Raw genomic sequence first — 19,949 nt, 5'->3', positions numbered from 1 at the left:
GAATGGGGTCGGCATGACGGACATCAGCACATCTCGATTTGGGTACAAACGGTTTACACGCTCGGTGGCAGTCGCTGGCATCGCCGCGCTCGCCATGGTCATGGGCAATGGCACCGCGTCGGCCGGCGTGGACAATTCCAGTTCCGTGATCGATGCACAGGGAAATCGCATCGAAGTCGTGCAGGGCGACACGCAGTATCAGACAGTTCCGCCGCTGGACGGCGTACCCACCAGCGTGGAGTTCTTCCACAACGGCTACGCCGGGGTCGCCATCACCGGGCCGAACGCGGAAGAGTTCGAGGGAACTCAGCTCACCGTCGGCTATCAGATCGGTTACCCGGTCGCACTGGCCGGCGCGACGATTGTCCTGAACACGCCCGGACTCGGGTTCGCGATCGGGTCGAGCAACGGAATCGACCTGGGACTCCTCCCGGAGCTCTCGCTGGGTCTGAATGCCGGGACGAACGTCGAACTCGCCGGTGACATCATTCCGTCGCAGGAACTCGACATCGACCTGGAGCCCGGTGGAATCACCACCGTTCCGATCCTCGAGGGTCAGGAGTTCGACGGATCGGCCGCTGTGGTCAGGATGCAGGGAGTTCATGGCTCCATCTCCGGTGCTATCGGGCCGGTCACCATCCGTCCGTACGCAATGGCCGTGACGGAGAACGGTGACACCGTGATGACTTACGGTGTGCCGCAGAAGCTCAACTAGGCAGCCCGCCCGACAGGGTGCCTGACAGGGGTCGCCGGACTGATGTCCGGCGACCTTTGTCGACTGACATGGACGACGGCGTCGCCTGTGATCCATACGGCGGCGCCGAGCAAGGCGATTACGAAAAGCGCCCAGTGCCCGGCGTAGACACCGACGATCGCTCCGATCGTCACGGCGAGTCCGGCATGCACGACCACCTCACCGCCGGCGGTGCCGAGGAGATAGTCTTCGGCACCGCTATCGGCACGTCGAGGCTCCACTGCATCCGGCATGACCGCTCCTCGCGACGACCCGACAATTCCCCTCGGGGCGCGGGAAATACCCGCCTCCCTGATTGGCTGCGGGGTTCCCGCGAGGTGGCGAGATAAACGTGAACAGACCGATCAGTTTCTTGTGACGACCACGAACGGCCCGGTCTCCGACACCGTGAATCGGGGGTCGTCGAACAGTTCTTTCGGGAACGTGACGGTGTAGCGGCGCACGTTGGGATCGTTGGGATACACGTCCTCGGCGAGCCGCAAGGTGTACCCGTCGGGGCCCTGGCGGAACACGAACGCGTCGGGGGCGCGCCACGGCGCCGCGTCGAGTGCGGTCACCAGCTGGTCGGGCGTCTCGAGTTCGCTCCAGTCCGCGATGGTCCCGGCGCGTCCGGCGAAGTCCGCCAGGGGATTCGAGTAGTGCGACGTCAGCGCCTGGAACCCGAGGTAGGGGTAGAAGCTGAGGAAACTGGTGTCGGCGGTGAGGACGACCGTGTCGTCGCGGTCGCGGGGGACCTGCGCCTGGATCAGCTCGTCGACTGCCGCGTAGTGAGCGGCGGCGCCGGGTGGGCGCTGGTCGGCGCGTTCACCGTTGCCGTCGGTGTCGGTGTAGGCGACGGCGATGTCGGAGTCGAGGAACTTGGGGATGTTCTGGACGAACGACAGCGCGCCCAGCACGCCGATCACCAGGACCGCCCCCTTGACCCGCGGGTTGTCGCTGGTCGCGAGCACGAGCCAGCCTGCGAATTCGACGAATCCGAAGACACCTGCTGCGCCGAGCAGGACGATCAGCACAGGCTCGAGTCGGAACGAGAGGAGGGTGCTGCCGAGCACGGTGACCGCCATCGACAGCAGCGACCACAGGTAGATGGCCACCACCCCGATGCCGAGTGCCTGCGCGCGCCGCGACGTCGACGCGCGGGCGACGAGCCAGATGGTGCCGAGCAGGCACAGTGCCCCGGTGAGGGAGAAGTGGATCATCGGCAGTGGCAGATGTGCGCCTGCCTCGGGCAGATAGTGCAGCGCTGTTCCCGACGCCGCGGGCGAACCGCCCACGACCTTCAGCAGATACGGCAACCAGACCGTCAGTGCGAGAAGGCCGGACACGGCGGCGATCACGATCAGCCGGACCAGCGGATCGATCGCCGCCCGCCACGACTTCCGGGCGCGTATCCGCAGGGTCGCGGCGAGCAGTGCGAGCAGGGTGATCGCGAAGGCGGCGAGCCCGAGATACAGCGTGTAGAACGTAGCGGCGAGGCCGAGGAACAGTCCGGTGCCGATCACGGCGCCCCAGCCGCCGCGCCCGTCGACGCGGTTCAGCCCGCCCCAGGCGAGGACTAGTGCGGGACCGATCAGCAGGGTGATGACGGCGCCGTACGGTTCGGGTGATCCGTAGGCCAGGACGAGTGCCGTGGTCGCGAGGGACACGACGATGGCCAGGTAGTGGCGGATCAGGTTGCTCCACAACACCAGTGCCACGACGGCTGCGACGGCGAGTGATCCGATGGCGTACGGCTTGAAGGCTTCCCAGCCGTCCATGCCGAGGAGGTTGGCGACGCGCCCGCCCACCCAGAACCAGCCGGCCGGGTAGTACGGCGGCAGGTCGGCATATGTCATGTCGCGCAACGCCGCCGAGTCGGTCAGCCGCGTGAGGTACTCGGTGCGGAACTCCTGGTCGACGGAGACGCCGTGCAGGTAGAGCTTGGTGGCTGCGAGAGGCAGACCGAGGGTGACGGTCACGAACCCGGACAGGCTCGCCCACGACAGCAGCCGGGCGAACCGCGGGGCCCGGTGCAGTCGTACGAGCAGGACGGACACCGCGATACCTGCGATGGCCACGACCTGGCCGACCGTGGTGACGGCCTGGGTCACGTTGGACGAGTTGAACGCCGGCCACTGCACCCGCGCGAACGCGAACAGTCCGACCGCCGCCACCACTGCGGCCACGACGGCCCCCAGCAGCATTTCGACAGCTGTCGACAGGGACCGTCGGGCCGGTGCTACGTCTGCTTCCGTCACGAGGGCGAAGCTTAGATGGGCAGCTTCTTGAAGATCGGTCGCGGGATGTGCCGCAGGATCATCATCACGTAGCGGAAGGCGCCCGGCGCCCACACGAGATCCTTGCCCTTCTCCGCCGACGTGACGGCGAGCTTGGCCACGTCTTCCTTGTTCACGGTGAGCGGGGCTTCCTTCACGTCCGCGGACATGCGGGTGCGGACCTGGCCGGGACGGATGACGAGGACGCGCGGACCGAACTCGCGCAGCGCCTCACCGAGTCCGAGGTAGAAGCCGTCGAGTCCGGCCTTGGTGGATCCGTACACGAAGTTGGAGCGGCGCACGCGCTCGCCCGCGGCGGACGACATGGCGATGATCTGGCCGAAGCCCTGTGCCTTCATCTTCTCGCCCACGAGCACGCCCACCGACACCGCGGCCGTGTAGTTGACCTCGGCGATCTGGACGGCCTTGCGCTGGTTCTGCCACAGTTCCTCGGCGTCGCCGAGCAGGCCGAACGCGACGATGGCGACGTCGACGTCGCTCTTCGCCCACGCCTCGTCGATGACCTTCGGGTGGCTCTCGGTGTCGACGGCGTCGAAGTCGATGACGTCGACGGCGTTGGCGCCGGCCGCTTTCAACTGGGCGACGGCGGCATCGCGACCGGGATCACCCGGCAGCGCGGCGAGGATCACCCGCATCGGCGCCTTCTTCAGGTACTCCTCGCAGATCGCGAGACCGATCTCGGAGGTGCCACCGAGCAGCAGCAGTGTCTGGGGGTTCCCGACAGCGTTGATCACTAGAGTTCCAACCTTCTGGACATATCGGAGGCGAAGACATTGGTGGGGTCGTACTTGCGGCGGGTGGCGATCCACTCGTCGATCCGCGGGTACATGGCGTGGAAGGTCTCGGCGGTGGTCCGCGAGTCCTTGGCCGTGTAGAGGCGGCCGCCGAACTTCAGGACCCGCTTGTCGAGTTCGGTGACGAACTCGTTCAGGCCGGGCTTGATGCGGAAGTCGACACAGATGTTCCAGCCCGGGATCGGGAAGCTCAGCGGGGCCTGGTTGCCCTCGCCGAACAGCTTGAACACATTGAGGAACGAGTAGTGCCCCGACTTCTGGATGTCGCGAATGATGGCCTTGAATTCCTCGACCGCGGTGGTCGGCACCACGAACTGGTACTGCAGGAACCCGTTGGATCCGTAGGCGCGGTTCCACTCACCGAACATGTCGAGCGGGTGGTAGAACTGCGTCAAGTTCTGAACCTTGTCCCGGTAGGTGCCGGACTTTCGGAACCACAGCTCGCCGATCATCGAGAAGTTGAACTTGTTGGCGAGGCCGTTCGGGAAGACGTCCGGGAACGTCAGCAGCTGCGGGGCATCGAACGCGAGGGGGTTCTTCTGCAGCTTGGCCGGCAACTGGTCGAGCTTCGCGAGCGAACCGCGGGAGATCGCCGCGCGACCCAGCTTCGGCGGCGCCGCGATGGCGTCGAACCAGGCGCTCGAGTACTCGTAGTTGGATTCGCTGCCGTCACTGTGCAGCGCGATGGTCTCGTCGAGCGTCTGGGTGACGTCGCCGTCGGCGATGAAGTACGCCGTCTCGGTGGGCGTCATCTTGATGGTCGCCTTGAGGATGATGCCCGTCAGGCCCATGCCGCCGATCGTCGCCCAGAACAGCGCGCCCTTGGGGTCGTTGCGGCCGCCCTTCGGCGTCAGTGTGCGCACCTTGCCGTCGGCGGTGAGCAGGTCCAGCGACACCACATGGTTGCCGAAGCTGCCGGCGCTGTGATGGTTCTTGCCGTGGATGTCGGAGCCGATCGCGCCGCCGATGGTGACCTGCCGGGTGCCCGGCAGCACCGGAACCCACAGACCGAACGGCAGGGCCGCCTTCATCAGCTGGTCCAGGTTGACGCCGGCGTCGACCTCCACCAGGTGGGTGTCGCGGTCGATGCGGTGGATCCGGTTCAGCGCATTCATGTCGATGACCAGGCCACCGGCGTTCTGCGCCGGGTCGCCGTAGGAGCGGCCGAGGCCGCGGGCGATCACCCCACGCTGCAGGTGAGCGGGCTTCGACTCGTTCTGCTCCGCGACCTGGGCGACCGCTCGCGCGATCACTTCCACGTCGGGAGTGGACAGCACCTGCGCGGTGGTGGGCGCGGTGCGTCCCCAGCCGGTGAGGGTGCGGGTCTGTGTGGGGAGCGCCTGGGTGGGCGTCTCTTCTGCTGTCGTGGACATCGAGGTAGAGGGTACCCGGAGGCCGGCCCCGCGGGCCCGTGCGTGCTTATCCACCGCACGCGGTCGACAAGTACTCACGGGGCGCTAGCCTCGTCGTCGTGTCAGAAACCCAGCCGAGTCACGAGCACGAACCGCACGTTCCGCTCCCCGTCGAGATCCCCGTCACCGAGAACATCGCGGACGACGCACTGGACCTGAAGACGCAGATCATCCGTTTCGTCCTGACCGGCGGATTGTCGGCGATCGTCGACTTCGGACTGTACGTCCTGCTGTTCGAAGTGGTCGGGCTCCCCGTGAACGTGGCGAAGTCGATCAGCTTCATCGCGGGCACCACCACCGCGTACCTGATCAACCGCCGGTGGACGTTCAAGGCCGAACCGAGCCGTGCCCGCTTCGTGGCCGTCGTCATCCTCTACGCGGTCACGTTCGCCGTGCAGGTGGGCCTCAACTGGGTGATGTATCACGCTTTCCCCGACGAATGGTGGCGTCTGCCGCTTGCGTTCGTCATCGCCCAGGGCACGGCGACGGTTATCAATTTCGTCGTGCAGCGCGCGGTGATCTTCAAGATCCACTAGGGCCTGCCGGGCAACCACACGGCAATGCCCCGATGGGTGCTGCGATGACCCCGATCCGGGTGTTTCGGTAACGACTCAGCAACTTCTCTGGCGCGGCAGGCGTGTTCGGTGAGAATCGATCAATGCTGATTGTTCTCGACACCTCGGCCGTCACACGAGACGCGCGCTTCGAGACGTTCGTCCGCGACGCCCTCGACCACGGCAGCCGGGTGCTCGTTCCCCGCCTCGTCCTCGTCGAGGTAGCGCACCGGTACCAGCGGGAATCCGTCGCCATGATCGACGCCCTGACCGTCCAGGCGCGGATGTACGACCGGCTCGGGCTCCGGGAGGACCTGTCGGTCTTCGTGGACGCCGCCCGGGCCAAGGCCGACGGGTACGTCGACTCGCTCGCCCGGCAGCTGGAGGCGATGGGCTGCGACGTGATCGAGCCGGCCCACGTATCGCACCTCGACATCGCCGGTCGCGAGTTGCAGCGTCGTCGCCCGTACGTGGACAAGAAGCGGTACGGCTACACCGCCACGGTGAACTGGCTGACGGTCCTGGACATCGCCGATCGCCGCCCGTCCGAGGACGTGGTGTGGGTCAGTGCGAACTCCCGGGCGTTCGGCAGCGGCGAACCCTCGACGTGGCACGACGAGATCTGGGCCGAGCTGCAGGACCGCGGCCTCGAGAACCGGGTGCGGTGGGTGGTCGATCTCGACGACGTCGATCTCCGGGACACGGACGTGCCTCGCCGCGAGCGGGTCTTCGAACCGGTCCTGCCGCCGCCGCCCGCGATCGCGGTGCCGGCTCCGCTCCCGCCCCGGCCTCCCCTCCCGCCCCGGGCACCCGTAGCGACTCCCGACACCGTGGAACCCCCGGCCGCGACGCTTCCCCCCGTGCACGTGGCACGACCCCGGGTGGCGCCGCAGCGGATCCTGCCCTCGGGCAACGCGGACGCCGGCGGGCGTCGCGGCATCGGCAGGATGATGGGCGGACGAAAGCGCAAGGTCACCGTGGTGGACGAGCTCGACGAGCTCGATTTCGGCTGAGTCGACCCCTCGATGGCCCACTTGCCACGCCTGCGATAACGATTCGGGCAAAGGGGATAACGACTTGGGGCCGAAGCCACCATGAGTGACACACGACCGCGGCGGGTACTCCAAGGTTGAAGTTACGTATCCGTCAACGGCGACGGGTACCGGCGACCAGGGGAGAAGGCATGAAATCTGTGCCGAACGACCGCAAGCCGTCCGCGCAGCAGCGGAGCGGGACACCGATCGTCCAGTACCGTTCGGGGGCGAGGCTGGCGGGGCCGAGTATCGAATCCCAGGTTCTCTACCAGGCGTGCAGGTGGTTTCTCCGGCCTGTGGTGCGGATGGCCCCGATCAACGAATCGGCGATTCGCAGGGCCGCGTTGCTGGACTTGGCGGCGGGGATCCGTCCCGCGTCCGGAATTCGCCGACAGAAGGTGCGACTGCCCGGATTCGACGCGGAGATCGTGCGCGCGCCGGGGGTGTCTCCGGATCTGGGTGACGGTGTAGTCCTCTACCTGCACGGCGGCGGGTTTCTGTGTTGCGGGCTGAACACGCATCGGCCGGTGGTCGCGACGATCGCGAAGCTGACCGGGCTGCCGGTGATGCACGTCGGCTACCGGCAACTGCCTGACACGAACATCAGCGGTTCGGTCGACGACTGCCTGACGGCGTACAAGTGGTTGCTGGAGAACGGAGCCCGCGCGGGCGGGACGGTGTTCGCCGGCGACTCGGCCGGCGGGTTCCTCGTCTTCGCGACCGCGCTGAAGGCCCGCGAGGAGGGCGTCGATCTGCCCGCCGGCCTGGTCGGACTGTCGCCGCTGCTGGACCTGGACTGCGCAGACAAGCTGGTGCACGCCAATGCCGCCCGCGACGTGTTCGCGCCCGTGGAGGCGCTCGTCACCATCGGCAAGCTCGGCGGCGAGGTGGACGGCGTGCTCGACCCCGCGCTGTCGCCCGTGAACGGGACTCTCGAGGGTCTGCCGCCTGCGCTGCTGGTCGCTGCGGAAGGTGAGGTGCTGAGGTCGGATTCGGAGCTGATGGCGTATCGGCTGAGCGCTGCGGGTGTTCCGACGACGCTGCAGATCTGGGACGGCCAGGTGCACGCGTTCCCGGCGTTGTGGCCCGGTCTGCCGGAAAGCCGTGCGGTGCTTCGGCGTATCGCGCGTTTCGTCACGACACGCGTGCGACCGGACGACGGTGTCGCCCGGGACAAGACCGCTTGACTACCGCGGCGGGCCTTTCTCGAGCACGATCGTCGTCGATCGCTGTTGTCCGCTCTCGTCGAACCAGCGCACCGCGACCTCGTCGCCGGGGTGCCGCGCGATCATGCGTTTGCTGAGATCGTCCGAGGACCGGACGGGTGTTCCGTCGAATTCGGTGATGACGTCTCCGATCTCGATGCCGGCGTCGTCGGCGGGGGTGCCGATGCTGACCCAGAGCACTTCGGCGCCCCGATCGTCGTCGGTGACGCTGATCCCGAGGAGAGGGGTGTCGCCGATGTGCACGGTGGCGGACGTGGTTCCGGCGCGGACCTGATCGACGATCGTCATCGCGATGTCGATGGGCACCGCATACGATCTCGGCTGAATGGGAGCGGGTTTCGTGGGGTCGGAGTCGGCGTTGCCCGCGGTGTTGACGCCGATGACGGCGGCGGTGGCGTCGACGAGGGGGCCGCCGGAGTCGCCGGGACGTACGGCCGCGTCGATCTGGATCAGCCCGTTCAGCCGGTTCCGGGAACCGTCGGTGGAACTGCGGGCGGTGATCGTCTGCTCGACGTCGGTCACGAACCCGCGGGCCGCCACCGGAACCCCGCCTCCCTCCGCGTTACCCACCGCGGTAACCGGGTCGCCGATTCCGATGGTGGTGTCCTTCGCGAGGGTCGCCACCGGGAGGTCGCCCGCGCCCTGGAGGCGGAGTACCGCGACGTCGCGGGAACTGTCGTACCCGAGGACGTCCGCGACGTACTCCGCACCGTTGCCCAGGCTCACCGCGCTGATGTCGAGGGCGCCGTCGATCACGTGATGGTTGGTGAGGACGACGCCGTCGGGGGTGAGCACGATCCCCGTTCCCGCGGTTTCGACGAGGCCCGAATCCGCGACGAGGGTGACGATCGCCGGGATCGCCCTGGCCTCGACCTCCTCCGGGGTCAGGACCACGGGCGGCGGCGGAGGAGGCGCTGCGGGCTGAGCGACCGTCGCCGCGGGCGTCCCCGGTTCGCGGACCGGTGGTGCGCTCAGCAGCAGGCTGCCGATCACCGCCGTGGCCACGGCGAGGACCGTTGCGACGCGGGGGGTCGTCATGCCCGGTTGTCGTCGTCGCGGAGTCGGTTCAGGACTGTTTCAGCGATCCCCAGCCGTGCCAGGTGTCGATCTCGATCCAGGCGCTGACCCGTTTGCGGTCGCGGACGGGGTACGGCTTGCCGGTGTAATGCGTCGCGAGGCGGTCGATGTCGGCGAGTTCTTCGTCGTCCACGAACTCGGCCACCCGGCCCTGGACGCTGACGTGGGTGATCCAGTCGTCGGGGTCCATCGCGGTGAGGCTGACGCGGGGGTCGCCGCGCAGGTAGTCCAGGCGTCGACGCTCGGCGTCCATGTTGACCAGCACCCTGCCGTCTTCGAACAGGTACCAGGTGGCCACGGACACGGGCTGGCCGTCGGGTCGGACGCAGGCGATGGTGGCGTAATTGGGCCGAGCGAACATCTCGGCGGCTTTCGGTGTCAGAGGTGGCTTCGACATGTCCGAAAGATACTCCGAAGGCCTTCGGCCCTGTGCGTGGTTGACGAGTCTCGGCCCTCGTCAACCCCGCACGGGGCAGGCGGCCTAGCGCCGGTCCCGGAACCGGGGTTCGCGCTTGTCCTTCCGCGCGGCGGTGGCCTCCTCGAAGTTGTCGGTCAGCAGCCGCACCAGCAGCTGCCCGAGACCCTCCTGGTGGATGTGGGCTTCGAGTGAGGCGGCGTCGAGCCCGGACCACAGCGTGCGCTTCGTCAGTTCCAGGCCCGGCCGGGAGAACCGCGACATGCGCTCGGCGAGGTCGAAGCATTCGTCCAGGAGGTCCTCGCCGGGCACGCATCGCGACACGAGTCCGATCCGCTCGGCCTCGTCGGCGTGCACGTCGCGACCGGACAGCATGATCTCGAACGCCCGGGACGAACCGATCGCCCGGGGCAGCAGGTAGCTCAGGCCCAGCTCGCTCGCGGTCAGGCCGTTGTTGATGCCCGCCGCCCGGAAGTAGGCGTCGTCCGCCGCGATCCGGATGTCGGAGGCGAGCGCCAGGCACAGGCCGCCGCCGATGGCCGCGCCGTTGACCGCGCTGATCACCGGCTGGTGCATCCGGCGGAGCGAGAGCACCACGTTGTCGAGCATCTCCATGGCCCGCAGGGCGACGGTCGGCGGGGTGAGGCCGTCGACGTGGGGGAGCGTGCCCGCCGACCTCTGGTCGGCGCCGGAGCAGAAGCCGCGGCCCGCACCGGTGATCACCACCGCGCGCACCGCGTTGTCGTTGCTGATCTTCTCCAGCGCGTCGCGGAACGGGATCATCACGTCGAACGCCATCGCATTCATGCGTTCCGGGCGGTTGAGCGTTACCAGGGCGATGCCCGGCCGGGGGTGGTCGACGACGACGAAGTTCACGCCCTCGATACTAGAACACGTTTCAATTCTGTGGATCGATTTGTGGTCGCGGACGCCCGGGGGCGACCGTGCGCGCGAGGATGCCCAGCGTCGCGCGCAGGGCGTTCTCGGAAATCACCGGGAAGATCCCGGACTCGCGCCACACCGGGTCGATGGACGACCAGTCGTAGAACGACGTCACCATCGTTCCCTCGTCGATCGGCTCGAGCCGGTAGCCGTACACGTGCCCGATCTGCGGCCGGATCTGCCCGAGGACCTTCCAGGAGATCTCCCGGTCGGGCACGAACGTCTCGATCGTGACCGTCACGTCGTAGAGACCGAGGTCGAAGTCGTTCAACGCGTCGCGGTCCATGTGCACGACGAACGTGTCGCCCGCCGCCGTGACGCGGTCCCCTTCCGCGGACATCAGCATCCCGGAACTGTCGATCGCCACGTGTCCCGCGGGATCGCAGAGGAGGCCGAAGATCGTCGCCGGGTCCGCGGCGACAGCCCGCCGGACCTCCAACCGCTCGCCGGTGTCAGTTGTCATGTCCGCATCCTGCCACCCCATGTGAGTGCCATCGAGTGCGCGGGCACGCAAAAACACTCACATGGGGTAGGTGGGCAGCACTCCGGCGTCCAGGGCCTGCTTCAGAGACGGTGCGGCCGAATCCTTCTCGGACAGCTGGAACGTCAGCGGGCTGCCGTCCCGGCCCACCGTGGGCCAATCGATTCCCAGTTCGGGATCGAGTGGGTGGAGGTCGTGGTCGAGGGCGGGGGTGTACTCGATCGAGCACAGGTACATCACGGTCGACGCGTCCTCGAGGGACAGGATCGCGTGGCCGACACCGGCCGGAAGGTAGACCGCGCGGCGGTCGACGTCGTCGATGAGCACCGAATCCCACTGCCCGAACATCGGCGACCCGACGCGCAGGTCGACGATGACGTCGAGGAACGCACCCTTGACGCAGGTGACGTATTTCGCCTGCCCGGGCGGGTTGTCGGTGAAGTGGATGCCGCGCAGGACACCGGCGGCGGACACCGAGCAGTTGGCCTGCGCGAGTTCGAGGCTGTGCCCGACGGCGGCCTCGAACTCCGAGCCCTTGAACCATTCGAGGAACACGCCGCGGTCGTCGCCGAACTGCCGCGGGGTGATCTCCCAGGCGCCCGGAACCTTCAGTTCCCGATACTCCACGTCACCAGTCCTTGCCGCGTTCGAGAAGTTCGAGGAGATAGTCGCCGTATCCGGACTTTCCGAGAGTGTCGGCGCGGGCGCACAATTCGGCGTCGGTGATGAACCCGCGGCGCCACGCGACCTCTTCCGGGACGCCGATCTTCAGCCCCTGCCGGTGTTCGAGCGTGCGCACGAAGTTCGCCGCCTCGAGCAGCGAATCGACGGTGCCGGTGTCGAGCCAGGCGGTTCCGCGGGGAAGCACCTCGACCTGTAGCCGTCCGGCCTGCAGGTACGCCTGGTTGACGTCGGTGATCTCGTACTCGCCGCGGTCCGACGGGCTCAGGTCGCGCGCGATCGACACGACGTCGTTGTCGTAGAAATACAGTCCGGGGATCGAGAAGTTCGACTTCGGGGTGGCAGGCTTCTCCTCGATCGACATCGCCCGGCCCGTGTCGTCGAATTCGACCACACCATAGGAACTGGGATCGGATACCCAGTAGGCGAACACGGCGCCGCCGTCGATGTTCTCGAAGCGGTTCAGCCGGGAACCGAGTCCGGGGCCGTAGAAGATGTTGTCGCCGAGGACGAGGGACACGGACTCGTTGCCGATGTGGTCGGCGCCGAGCACGAACGCCTGCGCCAGGCCGTTCGGTTCCTCCTGCACCTTGTACGTGAGGTTCACCCCGAACTGGGAGCCGTCGCCGAGGAGCCGGCGGAACTGCTCCGCGTCGTGCGGGGTGGTGATGACGAGGATGTCCCGGATGTTGGCCAGCATCAGGGTGGAGAGCGGGTAGTAGATCATCGGCTTGTCGTAGACCGGGACCAGTTGCTTGCTCACTCCGAGAGTGATCGGGTGCAACCGGGACCCGGTACCGCCTGCCAGGATGATTCCGCGCATGTGCGCAGTGTTCCAGTGTTCGCGTCGGATAGAAACTCGGGCGCGCCACTAGGGTGGGTGCACATGAGGCTTCTCGTGACAGGCGGCGCCGGGTTCATCGGTGCGAATTTCGTGCACCAGACGGTCGCCGAGCGCCCGGACGCGCAGGTGACGGTGCTCGACGCGCTGACGTACGCCGGCAACCGGCGGTCGCTCGACCCGGTGGCCGACCGCATCGAGTTCGTGCACGGCGATGTGGCGGATTTCGCGCTGGTGGACCGTCTGGTCGCGGACTCGGACGCGGTGGTCCACTTCGCCGCGGAATCGCACAACGACAATTCGCTGGCCGACCCGACGCCGTTCGTGCAGACGAACGTGATGGGCACGTTCTCGCTGTTGCAGGCCGTCCGCGCCCACGACGTCCGGTATCACCACATCTCCACCGACGAGGTGTACGGCGACCTCGAACTGGACGACCCCGAGCGTTTCACCGAGTCGACCCCGTACAACCCGTCGAGCCCGTACTCGGCCACCAAGGCGTCCAGCGACCTGCTGGTGCGGGCCTGGGCGCGGTCGTTCGGGGTGCGGGCCACCCTGTCGAACTGTTCCAACAACTACGGCCCGTACCAGCACGTCGAGAAGTTCATTCCGCGCCAGATCACCAACCTGATCGACGGGGTGCGCCCCCGCCTGTACGGCAGCGGTAAGAACGTGCGCGACTGGATCCACGTCGACGACCACAACGCGGCCGTCTGGACGATCCTGGAGAAGGGGAGTCTCGGTCAGACGTATCTGATCGGCGCGGACGGCGAGGTCGACAACCGGACCGTCGTCGGAACGCTGCTCGAACTGTTCGGCCGCGACGCCGACGACCTCGACTTCGTCACCGACCGCCCGGGCCACGACCTGCGCTACGCGATCGATTCGACGCGGCTGCGCACCGAACTGGGCTGGACGCCGCAATACAAGGATTTCCGCAGCGGGCTCGAGGCCACCGTGCGGTGGTACCGCGACAACGAGTCGTGGTGGCGGGCGCAGAAGGAATCCGCGGAGAAGGCGTACGCGGCCACGGAATCCGTCATCGGCTGACGGTTCCGCGGAACGCCCACGCTCTCGCGGTCAGTGCGATGCGGCCTGCGTCGTCGCGCCTCGAGCGGGCATCGAGCAGGTCGCGAAGCTCGTCTCGACGTAAGGCGGGCAGGGACGCGCAGTATCCGGGCGCCGGTCCCTGCCCGCCCAGAAACGGCCGCCAGAAATCGTCGAAGTCGGCGAACACGGTGGGCACGTCGAGCGGGTGCACCTCCACCGCGGCCAGCCCCGCGGTGGACAGTGCGTCGCGGAGAGGCTGCGGCCGGCAGAGCGGGAAGCGGACGCCCTCGTCGAGGTCCGCGGCCTTCTCGTCGAGTTCGCGGGCGGCGTCCCAGAACGCGCGAATCATCTGCATTCCCTCGGCGTAGTCCCACACGTACCCGGCGACCGTCCCGCCGGTGCGCGTGACTCGGCGCATCGCGGCGAGCCCGTCGATCGGATGGGGAACGAAATTGAGGACGAGCCCGGACACCACGCGGTCGAACTCGCCGTCCTCGGCGGGGATGGATTCGGCGGTGCCAGACCGGACGTCGAAGCGGGGATCGTCCGTGCCGGCCCGAGCCGCCGCCGCGAAGGGCTGCGACGGTTCGACGCCGACCACCCGGGCCGGATCCGCCGTGCGGAGAACGGTGTGGGCGAGGGCGCCCGTCCCGCAACCCACGTCGCACCATGCGCCGCCCGGGCCGGCGGCCAGCCACCGTAGGAACTGCGTCGCGACCGGCCGGCTCCAGCGGCCGATGTAGCGCTCGTACGCGGGATCGATCTCCCAGGCGTCCGTCATCGCGATCTCCTCAGGACGGCTGCGGAACCCGGGAGTCCTCGTGGACGAGGGCGTTGCGCAGCGAACGCGAACCGGCGATCGCGGCGACGAAGCCGGCGAGCACCTCGCACAGCGTGAACACCAGGCGTGACGCGAGGGCCAGCCCGAGCGCGACCCCGCTGTCCATGAACGGGGACAGAGCCGCGACGACGACGGCCTCGCGGACCCCGATGCCGGACGGCGCGACGACCACCAGCACGCCGGCGCACATGCCGAGGGCGATCGCGCCGATGCACTGCACCAGGGTGCCCGCCTCGAATCCCGCCGAACTCGACGCGAGGAACCAGAGGTGCACGCCGTAGAGGACCCAGCTGACGGCGCACCAGCCGAGGGCCAGCCCGATCTTGTGCATGGTCAGCTGCCGCTGCAGCGGGGCACGCCGCAGGATCCGCAGGGCCAGGTTCACGAGCCGGGTGAGGACCGGTGGGTAGCAGCAGACGAGCGCGATCGGGACGAGAACGATCACCGCGACCGCCGCGACGGTGCTGATGTGGAACAGGGCGGGCAGCGCCAGCAGCCCGACGACCAGCGCCGACGTGATGCTCAGCCCGACGGTGACGAGGACGGCGACGAATCCGTTGGCCCGCGACACCCCGGCCCGGCGCACGAGCTCGGTCTGGAGGACGAACGCCCACACGCTGCCCGGCAGATACTTGCCGAGCTGGCCGACCAGGTAGCAGCGGGCGGCGTCGAAGGCGGGGATCGGGTGTTCGAGGGCGCCGAGCGCGTGCTGCCATGCGCGCACCGCCGCGCCCATGCCGAGGAAGACGAACACCGCGGAGACGGCGAGCGCCCACCAGTCCAGCTGGGTGATCGTGTCCCTGACCTCGGCCCACTGCGATTTCACGGCGAACACGACGGCGACGACGATCGCGAGGGTGACGAGGATCCGCAGCGCGTTCATCAGGACGGCGCGACCGCCGCGGTCCGGGACGATCTCGGGATCGGCGTCCACGAGGACCACCCCCTCACCGGCAGTGCGCTGCGACGGTGCAGCGTTCGTTTCCGACGATAGCAATCGGTGGGCGCCGGATCAGGAAACGAGCGGTTTCACCGCCAGCTCCCGCCACCAGGCGAACGCGCCGGCGAGCGACTGGGGGAGTTCCGCGTCGGCGTCGAGCCGCCCCGAGGCGTACAGCGCCGCCACGGCCGCGATGTCCCGGTCGGCGATCCCGGCGCGGCTCATGCCCACCCGGTTGGTGCCGCGCAGGGCGGCCGGATTGCCGAACACCGTGGCGAACGGCGGAATGTCCTTGGCGACGACCGATCCCATTCCCACCATCGCGCGCGCACCGATCACCCGCCGCTGATGCACCACCGCGCTCATGCCGAGATTGACTCCGTCGCCGAGGGTCACGTGACCGCCGAGGGTGCTGGACGGCGAGAGGACGCAGTCTTCGCCGATCCGGACGTCGTGCTCGACGGACGTGTGGTTCATGACGAATCCGCCGCGCCCGATGGTCGTCGGCCGCTCGGCTCCCTGCTGGACGGCGCTCATCTCCCGGATCACGGTGCCCGCGCCGATCACGACCCCCTGGTGCGGGCTGATCTCCGTCCACGTGCGGGGATGCGTCTTCCCGATCCACTCCGGCGGCGCCCCGAGCGTCGCGTGGGCGCCGATCCAGCAGTCGTCGCCGATGTCGAGCGGGCCGGTGAGGACGGCATACGGTCCGATGCTCACGCGGTCCCCGATCGTGACGCCGTCGCCTATCACGACGGTCGGGTGGATCTCGCAGTTTTCACCGATGGTCATGAAAGTTGGCGATTCCTTCCAGGAGCCGTGCAGACCGTGGGAACCTTCAAGAGGGTGCAATCTGTGAAGACGGTGTGAACGCACGTCAATCTATCGGAGGAACCGTGATCGCGATCTCGAGTATCTCTTTCGGAGAGGACGTCGAGCGCGAGGTTCTCGACACCCTGCGATCAGGGATGGTCGCGCAGGGACCGAAGGTCGCGAGGTTCGAGGAGGGGTTCGCCGAGCTCGTCGGCACCCGGCACGCCGTGGCCGTCAACAGCGGCACCACCGCGCTGATCGCGGCGCTGCGGGTGCTGGATCTCCAACCGGGCGACGAGGTGCTCACCACCCCGTTCACGTTCGTGGCCACGCTCAACGCGATTCTCGACTCCGGCGCGACGGCCCGGTTCGCGGACATCGGGGAGGCCGATTTCGCGCTGGACCCCGACGCCGTGGCGCAGTGCGTGAACGAGCGCACCCGGGTGCTGATGCCGGTGCATCTCTACGGGCAGACCGCGGACATGGGTGCGTTGATGCCGCTGGCCGAGACCGAGGGGCTCGCCGTCGTCGAGGACGCCGCGCAGGCACACGGTGCCACGTTCGACGGCAAGGGTGCGGGCAGTTTCGGGCTCGGCTGCTTCTCGTTCTACGCGACCAAGAATCTCACCACCGCCGAGGGCGGCATGGTCACGACGGACGACGACGCGGTGGCCGACCGGTTGCGGGTGCTGCGAAACCAGGGCATGCGCCGGCGCTACGAATACGAGATGGCGGGCCAGAACTTCCGGATGACGGATCTGCAGGCCAGTCTCGGGTTGCCGCAGCTGGGTTCCTATCTGCAACAGGTGGAGTCGCGCCGCCGCAACGCCGAGGCGCTGCGGACCGGGCTGAAGGACGTCGAAGGTCTCGTTCTGCCTTCGGAACTCGCGGGCCGCGGGCACGTGTGGCACCAGTTCACCGTGATCCTCGCGCCCGATGCGCCGATCGACCGCGACACCCTCGCGCAGCGCCTGAGCGATCGGGACGTCGGCAGCGGCGTCTATTACCCGAAAACCGTCTACGACTACGACTGCTACCGCGAGCATCCCCGCGTGATCGCCTCACCGACGCCGGTCGCGACATCCGTGGCCCGTCGGTGCCTCAGCATCCCCGTCCACGCCGCACTTTCCACCGACGACGTCGACCGGATCGTCGCCGCGGTGCGCGAGGCGATGGAGGCGCGATGACGTCCACGCGACCGCGGATCGCGCTCGTCGGATCCGGCAAGATGGGTTCGCTGCACGCCCGCGTTCTCGCGCAGTCCCCGCTGTGTGACCTCGCCCTGCTCGTGGAACCGCGGGAGGAACACGGGCGGGAGGTCGCCGCGCGGTTCGACACCGCATGGGCCGCGGATTTCGACGAACTGGACGGCATCGATGCCGCCGTCGTCGCGGCGGCGACACCCGCCCACTACGAGTTGGCGGGCCGCGTCCTCGACCTCGGCAAGCCGGTGCTCGTCGAAAAGCCGCTCGCCGCAACGTACGAGGAGAGCACCGATCTGGTGAAGCGTGCGGCCGCGACCGGTGTTCCGCTGATGTGCGGCCTGCTCGAGCGATACAACCCGGCGGTCCGGACGGCCCGCGAATTCGCCGGTGACGTGTGGCAGGTCAACGGAATCCGGCACTCGCCGTTCGTCTCCCGCATCCCCACCGGCGTCGCGACCGACCTGCTGATCCACGACGTCGACCTCGCGATCGGTTTCGTCGGGTCACCGCCCGTCGGCGTGAAGGCCGAGTTCGGGTACTTCCACGACAGTTCGCGGCGCAACGAGGCCGAGGACTGCGCGGAGGCGGTGCTACGTTTCGAATCCGGTGCGGTGGCCACCATCTCGGCCAGCCGGGTGAGTCAGCGGAAGGTCCGGCAGTTGTCGCTGTTGGAGCCGGACCGCCTGATCGAGATCGACCTTCTGCGCCGCGACATCACCATCTACCGGCACATCGACGACGACCTGCCGGCCGACCGCGACGGCTACAAGCAGCAGACGGTGATCGAGATCCCCACCCTCCGCTACAGCGACGAACCCCTCGCCGCCCAGCTCGCGCATTACGTCGGGCTGATCGGCGGCGAGGGAGACGCCGACGCGGAGCGCGACTCGATCCTGCCCGCGCATCGCGTGGTCCACGAGGCGACGGTGTCGGCTACCGGCTGAGCGCTCCGGCGACCGCCAGGCGGGTGTCTTCCGCGATCAGGTCGGCGTTGAGTGCAGCCGCGGCACTCAGGCCGGCTCCGGCGGCGACGATCACCTGCGCCTTCGGGTCTGCGACGTTGCCGGCCACCCACACCCCCGGGACCTCGGTGGCGCCGGTCGCGTCGGCGGCGACGGCGGTGCCGATCACGTGTCCGGCCATCTCCATCTCGGTCGTGTCCAGGCCCAGGCTGGTGAGGAAGTCGGCGCGGGCCCGGAACAGGGGTGCGACCACTACGGCGGTCACGGGGAAGACCTGACCCGTGCGCAGCCGGACCCCGGTCAGCCGGTCGTCCTGCACGTCGAGCCCGGCCACACCGCCGTCGATCACGGCGATACCGCGTGCGGCGAGCTGCTCGTACTCCTCGCCGGTGGGTTCGTCCGCGTCGTTCAGGAACAGCGTCACGTTCTCTGTCCACTGTCGCCACATCAGAGCCTGGTGCACCGCCAGCGGACTGCCGGCCAGGACGCCGACCGGCTGGTCCCGGACCTCCCAGCCGTGGCAGTACGGGCAGTGCAGGACGTCGCGTCCCCAGCGCTCGGCCACCCCGGGGACGTCGGGGAGCACGTCGACGAGGCCGGTGGTCACGAGCAGTCTGCGCGCCCGCACGGTCGCGCCGTCCTCGAGCGTCACCCGGAACTGGCCGTCCCCGACCTTGTCGGCGGACGTGACGGTGCCGGTCACGATCTCGCCGCCGTACCCGGCGACCTCCTCGCGTCCGATGGCCAGTAGTTCGCCGGGCGGTGTGCCCTCTCGGCCGAGGTAGTTGTGAATGTGCCCGGCCGGTGCGTTGCGGGGGGCGCCGGCGTCGATCACGAGCACCGAGCGGCGTGCCCGCGAGAGGGTCAGTGCCCCGCCGAGTCCGGCCGCGCCGCCACCGACGACCACTACGTCGTAACTATCTTCCATCGCGTTCTCCTTCGTTCGTCGACCTCGTGACGTCTACTGTCCGGGGAGCCAGCGAAACTGGCAAGCAAGTTTGCCGCTGTGGCAACATGATGGTGTGAACGACGACGTACCCGATCTGGACGGCGTCCTCGACGCCGTGGGACCGCGGCTGAAAGCCCTCCGCCAGCAGCGCGGCGCGACCCTCGCCCAGCTGTCCGAATCCACCGGGATCTCGGTGAGCACCCTGTCGCGGCTCGAGTCCGGCCAGCGGAAACCCACCCTCGAGCTGATGCTCCTGCTCGCCCGCGCCCATCAGCTGCCCCTCGACGAACTCGTCGACGCACCCGCCACCGGCGACCCCCGCGTCCATCTGCGGCCCCTGGAGCGGAACGGCTCGACGATCATCCCGCTGACCCGCAGGCCCGGCGGGATCCAGGCGTTCAAGCACGTGATCCCGCCGGGTGACCCGAACGGCATCCCGAACCTGCAGGTCCACGAGGGCTACGAATGGCTGTACGTCCTGTCCGGCCGGTTGCGACTGCTGCTCGGCGAACACGACGTGATCCTGACCCCGGGGGAGGTCGCGGAGTTCGACACCCACGTCCCGCACTGGTTCGGCAACCCCGGGCCGCAACCGGCGGAGATCCTCAGCCTGTTCGGTCCCCAGGGCGAGCGGGCGCACGTCCGCACGGTCCCGCGGGGAACGGCAGCCGAGCGCGACCGTCGGTAGAATTCGTCCGGACC

Annotated in this window: 22 protein-coding genes; 8 read left to right on the top strand and 14 right to left on the bottom strand. The window is 68.3% G+C overall.

Features of this window, described 5'->3' with window-relative positions:
• The first annotated feature begins 13 nt into the window (after nt 1-13).
• Complete coding sequence (locus ACNJ7E_RS33110) at nt 14-715, top strand: MspA family porin (protein WP_280781868.1); 702 nt, start codon at nt 14-16, stop codon at nt 713-715.
• On the opposite strand, the gene ACNJ7E_RS33105 is transcribed toward ACNJ7E_RS33110, so the two are convergent.
• The 4 genes from ACNJ7E_RS33105 to dprE1 form a co-directional block, all read right to left on the bottom strand.
• Nucleotides 712-987: a hypothetical protein gene (locus ACNJ7E_RS33105; protein WP_280781867.1), complete on the bottom strand. Its 276-nt coding sequence runs from the start codon at nt 985-987 to the stop codon at nt 712-714. The two genes, ACNJ7E_RS33110 and ACNJ7E_RS33105, sit on opposite strands and share 4 nt — an antisense overlap.
• Nucleotides 988-1,098: 111 nt before the next feature.
• Nucleotides 1,099-2,991: a galactan 5-O-arabinofuranosyltransferase gene (locus ACNJ7E_RS33100; protein WP_418341894.1), complete on the bottom strand. Its 1,893-nt coding sequence runs from the start codon at nt 2,989-2,991 to the stop codon at nt 1,099-1,101.
• A gap of 11 nt (nt 2,992-3,002) precedes the next feature.
• Nucleotides 3,003-3,764 (bottom strand): decaprenylphospho-beta-D-erythro-pentofuranosid-2-ulose 2-reductase, encoded by a 762-nt coding sequence (gene dprE2 / locus ACNJ7E_RS33095; protein ID WP_005248822.1) that lies wholly within the window; start codon nt 3,762-3,764, stop codon nt 3,003-3,005.
• Nucleotides 3,764-5,197 carry a decaprenylphosphoryl-beta-D-ribose oxidase gene (gene dprE1, locus ACNJ7E_RS33090; protein WP_005253221.1) on the bottom strand — a complete coding sequence of 478 codons (1,434 nt, stop codon included), beginning with the start codon at nt 5,195-5,197 and terminating at the stop codon, nt 3,764-3,766. Before dprE1 ends, dprE2 begins: the two co-directional genes overlap by 1 nt.
• 98 nt (nt 5,198-5,295) lie before the next feature.
• On the opposite strand from dprE1, the gene ACNJ7E_RS33085 reads away from it, so the two are divergent.
• The 3 genes from ACNJ7E_RS33085 to ACNJ7E_RS33075 all read left to right on the top strand — a co-directional run bounded on the left by ACNJ7E_RS33085 (nt 5,296) and on the right by ACNJ7E_RS33075 (nt 8,011).
• Nucleotides 5,296-5,772, top strand: coding sequence for a GtrA family protein (locus ACNJ7E_RS33085; RefSeq protein ID WP_009477153.1), 477 nt, complete (start codon nt 5,296-5,298; stop codon nt 5,770-5,772).
• Between the two features lie 122 nt (nt 5,773-5,894).
• Entirely contained in the window at nt 5,895-6,803 is a 909-nt protein-coding gene (locus tag ACNJ7E_RS33080; RefSeq protein ID WP_418341893.1) for a PIN domain-containing protein, read from the top strand.
• 170 nt (nt 6,804-6,973) lie between these two features.
• A complete protein-coding gene (locus ACNJ7E_RS33075; RefSeq protein WP_105414014.1) occupies nt 6,974-8,011 on the top strand; it encodes an alpha/beta hydrolase in 1,038 nt (345 codons plus the stop codon).
• Here the strand turns inward: ACNJ7E_RS33075 and ACNJ7E_RS33070 are convergent, their stop codons facing one another.
• The 6 genes from ACNJ7E_RS33070 to rfbA all read right to left on the bottom strand — a co-directional run bounded on the left by ACNJ7E_RS33070 (nt 8,012) and on the right by rfbA (nt 12,469).
• A complete protein-coding gene (locus ACNJ7E_RS33070) occupies nt 8,012-9,088 on the bottom strand; it encodes a S1C family serine protease (protein ID WP_418341892.1) in 1,077 nt (358 codons plus the stop codon).
• Nucleotides 9,089-9,116: 28 nt separating this feature from the next.
• Nucleotides 9,117-9,524 (bottom strand): TIGR03618 family F420-dependent PPOX class oxidoreductase, encoded by a 408-nt coding sequence (locus tag ACNJ7E_RS33065; protein WP_105414012.1) that lies wholly within the window; start codon nt 9,522-9,524, stop codon nt 9,117-9,119.
• 84 nt (nt 9,525-9,608) lie between these two features.
• Complete coding sequence (locus tag ACNJ7E_RS33060; RefSeq protein ID WP_105414011.1) at nt 9,609-10,418, bottom strand: enoyl-CoA hydratase; 810 nt, start codon at nt 10,416-10,418, stop codon at nt 9,609-9,611.
• A gap of 22 nt (nt 10,419-10,440) precedes the next feature.
• Nucleotides 10,441-10,947, bottom strand: coding sequence for an SRPBCC family protein (locus tag ACNJ7E_RS33055; protein WP_011596589.1), 507 nt, complete (start codon nt 10,945-10,947; stop codon nt 10,441-10,443).
• Nucleotides 10,948-11,004: 57 nt separating this feature from the next.
• Complete coding sequence (locus ACNJ7E_RS33050) at nt 11,005-11,592, bottom strand: dTDP-4-dehydrorhamnose 3,5-epimerase family protein (RefSeq protein ID WP_280781860.1); 588 nt, start codon at nt 11,590-11,592, stop codon at nt 11,005-11,007.
• A gap of 1 nt (nt 11,593) precedes the next feature.
• Nucleotides 11,594-12,469: a glucose-1-phosphate thymidylyltransferase RfbA gene (gene rfbA / locus ACNJ7E_RS33045; RefSeq protein ID WP_418341891.1), complete on the bottom strand. Its 876-nt coding sequence runs from the start codon at nt 12,467-12,469 to the stop codon at nt 11,594-11,596.
• A 63-nt stretch (nt 12,470-12,532) separates the two neighbouring features.
• On the opposite strand from rfbA, the gene rfbB reads away from it, so the two are divergent.
• Complete coding sequence (gene rfbB, locus ACNJ7E_RS33040; RefSeq protein WP_418341890.1) at nt 12,533-13,537, top strand: dTDP-glucose 4,6-dehydratase; 1,005 nt, start codon at nt 12,533-12,535, stop codon at nt 13,535-13,537.
• Here rfbB and ACNJ7E_RS33035 read toward each other — a convergent pair.
• From ACNJ7E_RS33035 to ACNJ7E_RS33025, 3 genes are all read right to left on the bottom strand, one after another.
• Entirely contained in the window at nt 13,527-14,318 is a 792-nt protein-coding gene (locus tag ACNJ7E_RS33035; RefSeq protein ID WP_418341889.1) for a class I SAM-dependent methyltransferase, read from the bottom strand. The genes rfbB and ACNJ7E_RS33035 overlap by 11 nt on opposite strands.
• Before the next feature lie 10 nt (nt 14,319-14,328).
• On the bottom strand, nt 14,329-15,321 hold the full coding sequence (locus tag ACNJ7E_RS33030; protein WP_005253238.1) for a lysylphosphatidylglycerol synthase transmembrane domain-containing protein: 993 nt from the start codon (nt 15,319-15,321) through the stop codon (nt 14,329-14,331).
• A gap of 69 nt (nt 15,322-15,390) precedes the next feature.
• Complete coding sequence (locus ACNJ7E_RS33025; RefSeq protein ID WP_280781856.1) at nt 15,391-16,110, bottom strand: DapH/DapD/GlmU-related protein; 720 nt, start codon at nt 16,108-16,110, stop codon at nt 15,391-15,393.
• 104 nt (nt 16,111-16,214) lie between these two features.
• Here ACNJ7E_RS33025 and ACNJ7E_RS33020 point away from each other — a divergent pair, with 104 nt between their 5' ends.
• Together ACNJ7E_RS33020 and ACNJ7E_RS33015 are read left to right on the top strand one after the other, a co-directional pair.
• On the top strand, nt 16,215-17,318 hold the full coding sequence (locus ACNJ7E_RS33020; RefSeq protein ID WP_418341888.1) for a DegT/DnrJ/EryC1/StrS family aminotransferase: 1,104 nt from the start codon (nt 16,215-16,217) through the stop codon (nt 17,316-17,318).
• Nucleotides 17,315-18,280 (top strand): Gfo/Idh/MocA family protein, encoded by a 966-nt coding sequence (locus tag ACNJ7E_RS33015; RefSeq protein ID WP_280781854.1) that lies wholly within the window; start codon nt 17,315-17,317, stop codon nt 18,278-18,280. Before ACNJ7E_RS33020 ends, ACNJ7E_RS33015 begins: the two co-directional genes overlap by 4 nt.
• Here the strand turns inward: ACNJ7E_RS33015 and ACNJ7E_RS33010 are convergent.
• The gene (locus ACNJ7E_RS33010) at nt 18,270-19,226 is read right to left on the bottom strand and encodes an NAD(P)/FAD-dependent oxidoreductase (protein ID WP_418341887.1); all 957 of its coding nucleotides are present in this window, start codon (nt 19,224-19,226) and stop codon (nt 18,270-18,272) included. The genes ACNJ7E_RS33015 and ACNJ7E_RS33010 overlap by 11 nt on opposite strands.
• 115 nt (nt 19,227-19,341) lie before the next feature.
• On the opposite strand from ACNJ7E_RS33010, the gene ACNJ7E_RS33005 reads away from it, so the two are divergent.
• On the top strand, nt 19,342-19,935 hold the full coding sequence (locus tag ACNJ7E_RS33005) for a helix-turn-helix domain-containing protein (protein WP_280781959.1): 594 nt from the start codon (nt 19,342-19,344) through the stop codon (nt 19,933-19,935).
• Nucleotides 19,936-19,949 lie beyond the last annotated feature (14 nt).

The sequence above is a fragment of the Rhodococcus mengyinensis genome (genome assembly GCF_048381435.1).
Classification (GTDB): Bacteria; Actinomycetota; Actinomycetes; order Mycobacteriales; family Mycobacteriaceae; genus Rhodococcus_F; species Rhodococcus_F opacus_D.
Note: the sequence above shows the minus strand (reverse complement) of the source record. Positions and strands in the feature narration are given on the sequence as shown.